The 6,000-nt window shown below is 69.0% G+C and carries 6 protein-coding genes and 1 pseudogene; 3 read left to right on the forward strand and 4 right to left on the reverse strand.

All coding sequences use genetic code 11. The annotated features are described in order from the left end of the window. Nucleotides 1-216 precede the first annotated feature (216 nt). Both ACFU95_RS43855 and ACFU95_RS43860 read right to left on the reverse strand, forming a co-directional pair. A complete protein-coding gene (locus ACFU95_RS43855) occupies nucleotides 217-675 on the reverse strand; it encodes a hypothetical protein (protein ID WP_383840991.1) in 459 nt (152 codons plus the stop codon). Then, nucleotides 672-827, reverse strand: coding sequence for a hypothetical protein (locus ACFU95_RS43860; RefSeq protein WP_383840993.1), 156 nt, complete (start codon nucleotides 825-827; stop codon nucleotides 672-674). The genes ACFU95_RS43855 and ACFU95_RS43860 overlap by 4 nt, the downstream gene beginning before the upstream one ends. 560 nt (nucleotides 828-1,387) lie before the next feature. Between ACFU95_RS43860 and ACFU95_RS43865 the strand changes: the two genes are divergently transcribed. After that, nucleotides 1,388-1,798, forward strand: a complete 411-nt coding sequence (locus ACFU95_RS43865) for a hypothetical protein (RefSeq protein ID WP_383840996.1) — start codon at nucleotides 1,388-1,390, stop codon at nucleotides 1,796-1,798. A 98-nt stretch (nucleotides 1,799-1,896) separates the two neighbouring features. Further along, nucleotides 1,897-2,016: pseudogene (locus ACFU95_RS43870) on the forward strand (GntR family transcriptional regulator); the annotation flags it as partial. Nucleotides 2,017-2,358: 342 nt separating this feature from the next. On the opposite strand, the gene ACFU95_RS43875 reads toward ACFU95_RS43870, so the two are convergent. Beyond that, nucleotides 2,359-4,008: a hypothetical protein gene (locus ACFU95_RS43875; protein WP_383840999.1), complete on the reverse strand. Its 1,650-nt coding sequence runs from the start codon at nucleotides 4,006-4,008 to the stop codon at nucleotides 2,359-2,361. 121 nt (nucleotides 4,009-4,129) lie between these two features. Then, a complete protein-coding gene (locus ACFU95_RS43880) occupies nucleotides 4,130-4,453 on the reverse strand; it encodes a hypothetical protein (protein WP_383841002.1) in 324 nt (107 codons plus the stop codon). A 354-nt stretch (nucleotides 4,454-4,807) separates the two neighbouring features. Here ACFU95_RS43880 and ACFU95_RS43885 point away from each other — a divergent pair, with 354 nt between their 5' ends. Further along, nucleotides 4,808-5,908 (forward strand): pentapeptide repeat-containing protein, encoded by a 1,101-nt coding sequence (locus ACFU95_RS43885; RefSeq protein WP_383841005.1) that lies wholly within the window; start codon nucleotides 4,808-4,810, stop codon nucleotides 5,906-5,908. Nucleotides 5,909-6,000 lie beyond the last annotated feature (92 nt).

The raw sequence follows: 6,000 nt of genomic DNA on the forward strand, positions 1-6,000 counted from the left end.
CGAAGGCCCCGCTCTGTGCGGTTGCCGCTGTGCACGTCTCCTCGGCGGCCCGCCGGTGAGCTGCTGCACGGATCCGCTCGGCTTCGGCCCGGGCGTCGTCGATGACGGCCTGGGCCTGACGCTGCGCCTCGGCGAGAAGTTCGTCGGCTTCACGGCGGGCCTGCCCGGTGATCTTCGCGGTCTCCGCCTGGGCGGAGACCGCCTGCCATGCGGCGTTCAGATTGTCCAGGACCGCGCTCCCCAGGGCTCGTCGTTCTTGCCGGGGTGGACACGGTTCGTGATGCACACGCCGGAGGAGCCCGGCAGCGCTTCCGGGGGCGCCGCCTCCACGCGCACGGCGGTGCCGGCGGCCGTGAGGCCGACGACGTTGAGGGATGTCTGCCGCATGGCCATCTCCTCGAGAGCCTGCTCGGCGCCGGGGATGCTGTGACCGGCGGCGACCCGCAGCCACCGTCCGGCGGCGCCGAAGTCACCGCGCTCGAGGTACTCCTGGCCCAGTGCGTACGCCTCGTATCCTAGAACCGTTTCGTCGGCCTGTGTCGTCAGTGCTGCCCGCTCCTCCGCACTGCGGCCCTTCAGGCGCTTCATGATCGTGGCGAAGCTCTCCCTCTTCTCCGCCGAGCTCAGCGTGAGGCCCTCCTGCGGCATGCCTTCCTTGTCTTCCACGGGGTTCACCGGTGCACCTCCTTTGCCCACCCGGCAGGCTCGCACGCGTCCATGCGCGGCGACTTCCTCAGCGTCTGCAGCGCCTTTTTCAGGATCTTCTTCATGTTGTCCGGACCCAGGTCAAGGACCGCGGCGCACTCCGTGACCGGAAGGTCGGCCACGTACCGGTGCAACAGAGCCTGCTGCCGGGCGGCTCCATCACGTACCCGGCCGCGTCATCCCCGGCACGGCCGACCAGCCAGTCCTCGAAGTACTGCACACAGACCCGGCGTTCGGCCCGCCAGCGGTTCGATACCGGGCACGGGCTCCCATCCCGGCGGGCCCGGGACGGCGTCGCAGCGGCCGGCGGGCGGAGCAGGCGCGCCTGGAGACGGCCGTCTTTGCCCTGCCGGACGGCGTCGTCCGGCAGGGCCGCGCGGCGAGCAGTGAGGTGCCGCTGCGTGAAGTTCGCTTGAGACGGCAGTCAGGACCAAGGTCGGTCACGGGAGTTCGAGGCCGTGGCGGAACGACTCGCGTGGGTCCCGGACGGCTTTGGGGCTGCGGCCTCCGGCGGTATGGGCGCCGAGGCCGCTGACCGGGCGCGGCACGCTGTTCGGCGGGTACGCCACCGTCGTGCCGGCTGCCTCCCGGTGGGGGCGGAAGGCGAGGGCAGGGGCGGCAGTGCGGTCTCGGCGACCCCGTCCATCTTTCGATTATCGTAAAAGTTTACGATAATCGAAAGATGCTGCTGATTGATGAACTCGCTGCCGTGCTCTGTCCGTTGCCCGAGCCGGGGAGCGTGATCCCGGAGGAGGCCTTCCCCGACGCCTACGAGGCGGCCGAGCGTGAGCGCTCGGATTACGCCTCCAACCTGGAGGCCGCCGCCCTGGGCATCGAGGCCGATCCCCTGATCCTGGCCCTGGAGGAGGCCCGGGCGCAGAGGGAGGCGGCCGACCGCCGTGTCCGTCTGGTCCTGGCCTACGCCCGGGAGTTCCAGCCCGCGAGCCGCTACCCCCTGCGTGAACTCGGCCCGGCCTCCGGCTACACGCCCTCGGGCGTGACCACCGCCTACGACGCCCAGCAGATCGAACTGGTCCAGAGCCGGATCCACCGCGCACCCCGGCGCCCCGTCCCCGGCGAGGACCCGTCGTGAGCAACAGCGCGGCAGCGCCCGGCCGTCCACGCGCGGGGGCCCGCAGGGCTGCGGTCGAGCGTCTGCCGCGGTCCTCGGACCGGCCTCCCTATCGGCTCGTGGCCGACGACCTGCAGCGCCAGATCCTCGTCGGGCGGCTGGCCCCCGGTGACCAGGTGCCACCCTCCCGCATCCTTCAGGAGGACTACGGCATCGCCGACATGACCGCCCGGTCCGCCGTACGGGTCCTGCGGGACGAGGGCCTCGTCCGTACCGAGCACGGCGGGGGAACCTTCGTCGCCCACCCCTCCTCGCCGGTTCCCTATCCGCGACCGCCGACCGGCCGCACATGCCCACGGACGAGTACACCGAACTTTCGCGCCGCATCGACGAGCTCGACGACGTCCTGGACACCTTGCTATGCCGCTATGCCTCTTCGGACAGGCCGGCAGCCTCCGCCGGCGGTCGGCCGCACCCGTCACGTGACAGGCGGCGGCCCCCGCCACCAGTCATGGCCCGGATCGTCTGCGTTTTGCACAACTCGCGGTGAACAGCGCTGCGTTGACGCTGCCGACGCGTGCCTACTCGGGCCGTTCGGCTCCCAGGTAGCGCACGGCCGGGATGTGCTCGGCCAGGCGCATGACCACCGTGGCGTGCCCGTGTTCGGCGAACTCGTGCCGTGCCTCCTTCATGTTCAGGATCTTGTTCATGGTGTAGGTCTCGGTGCAGGGGCCGAGGTCGATCTGGTGGTCGCCGAGTGTGAAGATCATGGATTCGTATCCGGCGGTGAGGCGGAACATCCCGCCGCGGATGTCGGCCAACTTGTCGAGGCCCTCGGAGCTGATCACCTCCACGGACATGCTCTCGCCCCGCAGGACGATCTTCTCTCCGTCGAGCAGCGCGTGGATCTCCTTGACCTCACGCACGTCTTGCTGGGTGAAGTCGTCGGGGACGGGGAAGAACTGGCCGGTCCGGCTCTGCAGCCGGGCCAGACTGTCGTATGCATCGGCCCAGAACCGGGCTTCGCCCGCCTCCCAGCCGCGCGGTGTCATGCCGGTGGTGACTGGGGCGCGCAGCTGGCCGTTGGTGTCCCCGGCGAGGATGAGCCCCATGAAGCGGCCGGGGTGGCTCTCGGCGATCAGCCGCAGCACCGGCACCGTGGCCGTCGGCATCGCGGCCTGGGGCGGCTCGAAGGAGAACTTGAGCTGGCCGGAGAGATCGCGTCGGTCGAAGCGCACCTGCACCCGCATCAGGCCGGTCAGGTCGCTGCCGTGGAGGGTTCCGCCGTCCGTGCCGAGGACGCGGTGGGTGAAGGTCACGGGCAGGGAGGTGACCGGGAGACCGGAAGGCTCCTGGACGATGATCTGCCCGCGCAGCGGCGGCGCCACCTCCTGGTGGGGCGAGGTGATGCGCACGCCGCCGAGCGTGAGCTGTTCCAGCCCGAGCCCGGCGGGCCCGGCCAGGCCGGCTTCGGCGAGGTTGTCCGCCGTCAGCTCCACCTCGCCGCCGAAGCGCATAGTCTCCTCGTACTGGCGCTGCCGCTGCGCCTCCTGCGGGTCACCGGCGGGGAAGCGGATGCGGCCGGTGAAACGGATCGCCGCCTGCCCGTCAGGGGCGGGCCCCTTGGGCGTCAGATGCACGACCGTCTGCCCGTCCGCGCCCAGCGTGGTGTGCACCGCGTAGTGCGGGGAGATCTCCTGGACCCGCGCCTGCAGTGCGGTCGCCCGCTCGATGTAGTCGGGAAGCCCGCCCAGCAGCACGTCGCGCTCGGCGCGGGCCTCGGCGATCCGCTCCAGGATGTAGTCACCGGACTCCTGCAGCGCGTAACGCACCAGATCGGGATGGGCCGCGAACTTCTCGTCCAGCCAGCTGCGCCCCAGCCACTCCCGCACGAACGGGAACTGCTCGCGCAGGCCCTCGAACCACTGCTCTTCGGTGGGGTTGTGGTCGATCGGTACCAGCAGGTCCCAGTGGTCGGGCTGATGGCGGGCCGCCGAGACCAGCGAGCGCACCACTTGCCTGCGGCGTACCTGGGTCATGCGGCCGGTGAACGACTTCGCCTCGTAGATGACGAGTTCACCGCCCTCGGTGTACTCGAACAGGTCCCGGCCGCCGTCCCCGCCGCTGCCGTCGACCGCCCGCGCCTTCTCGCGCAGCCGCAGCATCAGCAGGGTCAACAGTGACTCGGACACTTTCGGGCTCTCGGCCAGCTTGTCCCACGGAACCTTCACCGCACACCCGTCCTTCGAACGCCTACAGACATCACGACCTCCGCCTGGCTGCTGCACCACCCCTGTACCGCACCCTCCCGGGGCCCGGCGGACGATCCGCCGGGGCCCGGGAGGGGACCGGTCAGGCCGGTGCAGTAGATCGGTCACCGGCGCCGTCCCCGGGCGGGCGGGGACTGCCGATGCGGGAGACCGGGTGCGAGGTGACCAGGGCGAGCCACTGCGCCGGGGTGAACACGGGCCACGTCCGCGGGCCCATCCGGCCGCGCAGCCCGATCAGGTCGGCGGCCCGGCCCTCGGCGGCCTTGATCGCCAGGGGCGGGCTGAACGGGTAGGCCGCCGCGACGAACACCCCCGTGTAGACGCGCTCGCGCTCGGGATGACGGAGGTGATCCCGCAGCCGTGCGCCGACCCCGCCGTCGCGGTGGGCCTTGCCAAGCCACCGCAACCGACCGTCGGCGTCGACCGCCTGTGAAGTGCCGTTGCAGTGCCAGTAAGGGGATGCCGTTGCTGAGCCAGTGACAGGTACCTGATGTGGATGCTCTGACCTGCAAATAAGTGGATGCCTTTGATGGCGGCAGGTGACATCAACCGGTGACGTTGTGTGATGACGTTGCTGGACAGGCCGGTGGCACTTCCTATGTCGCTGCCGCAGCACGGAGTCCTCTGAGCGGTTGAGCTGGTCCCGACGGACACCACCGGACTGATCCGCCCGACTCTGTTCGCTGCCCGAAGCTCAACTTCACCTTAGAGATGGCCTGTTCATCTGTGCGCTGTAGTGAGTTCGGTCATGATGCGCTGCATGAAGCCGGAGACCAGGCGCGTTGTCCTCGCCGTAGTGGGTACGGCTGCAGCCATCGGGTATGTCCTGCTCCTGTGGCGCGGACCGTGGTGGATCGACGGTGCCCACCTTCGTGAAAAGGACCTTCAGCCGGCCGACGGTGTGGTCATTACCGGCTTTCGGACCATGCTCGTCGCCGTCGGGGCAGGGGCGATCGCCGGGCTTGGCCTCTACTACACCCACCGCAATCACCGGCATGCCGAGAAGTTGTACGAACACAGTCAGGAGCAGTTCGCCCACCTGCGTGAGAAGGACCGTGAGCAGGCGGAGCTGACGCGCGAGGGGCAAGTCACCGAGCGGTACGTCGAAGCGATCAAATTGCTCGGGTCCGACAATCTTCATGAACGGCTCGGCGGCATCTACAGCCTCGAACGAATCATGAACGACAGTGAGAGAGACCATCGGACGGTCGTCGAGGTCCTGTCGGCATTCGTGCGCACCCCAGCACTGGACGGAAGCAGGTCGAATGGAGGGACAAGAAGGGGTGCAGACGAGGACTCGGCGGAGACGCCATCCACACTTCTCGCCCCTGACGTCACCGCGGCTTTGACGGTCCTTGGACGCCAGCCGGTGCGGCAGAGCCATCTCGTGATGGACCTGCGCGGGGCCCGCCTCACTGGGGCCACCATCCACGACGTAGACCTGCAGGACGCGAATCTGCAGGGCGCCGAACTCACGGGCGCCCGTCTGGAAGACGTCGTGTTGGGCGGTGCCCATCTCGCATCGGCAACATTGACGGGTGCCACATTCTGGGAGGGCAATCTGTCTGACGTGATCGCCCCGGACGCCAACTTCACCGCAGTGAACGTCGTGGGCACGAGGTTCACGAACGCAGTCCTGACGAGAGCGATTCTGGTGGGGGCGGACCTCGCGCACGTTGACTTCAGCCATGCATCGTTGCCCCGTGCGACTCTGACACGCGCACACCTGAGTAAGGCCGTCTTGAGCCATGCAAGTCTTGAGCATGCCGACTTGAGCGAGGCGAACCTGGAGGGCGCCGACCTGGCCCACGCTGACCTTGTGGGCGTGAAACTCCAGGGAGCAGATCTCACAGGGGCCTGAGGGGCCTCGCGTTTTCCGGACTGGTGTCTGACCGTTCATTTCACGCGACGGCTCGCAACTTCACATGTTCGGCGTGGACTTCTCGCGGAGGG

Source organism: Streptomyces sp. NPDC057623 (genome assembly GCF_042800355.1).
Taxonomy (GTDB): Bacteria; Actinomycetota; Actinomycetes; order Streptomycetales; family Streptomycetaceae; genus Streptomyces.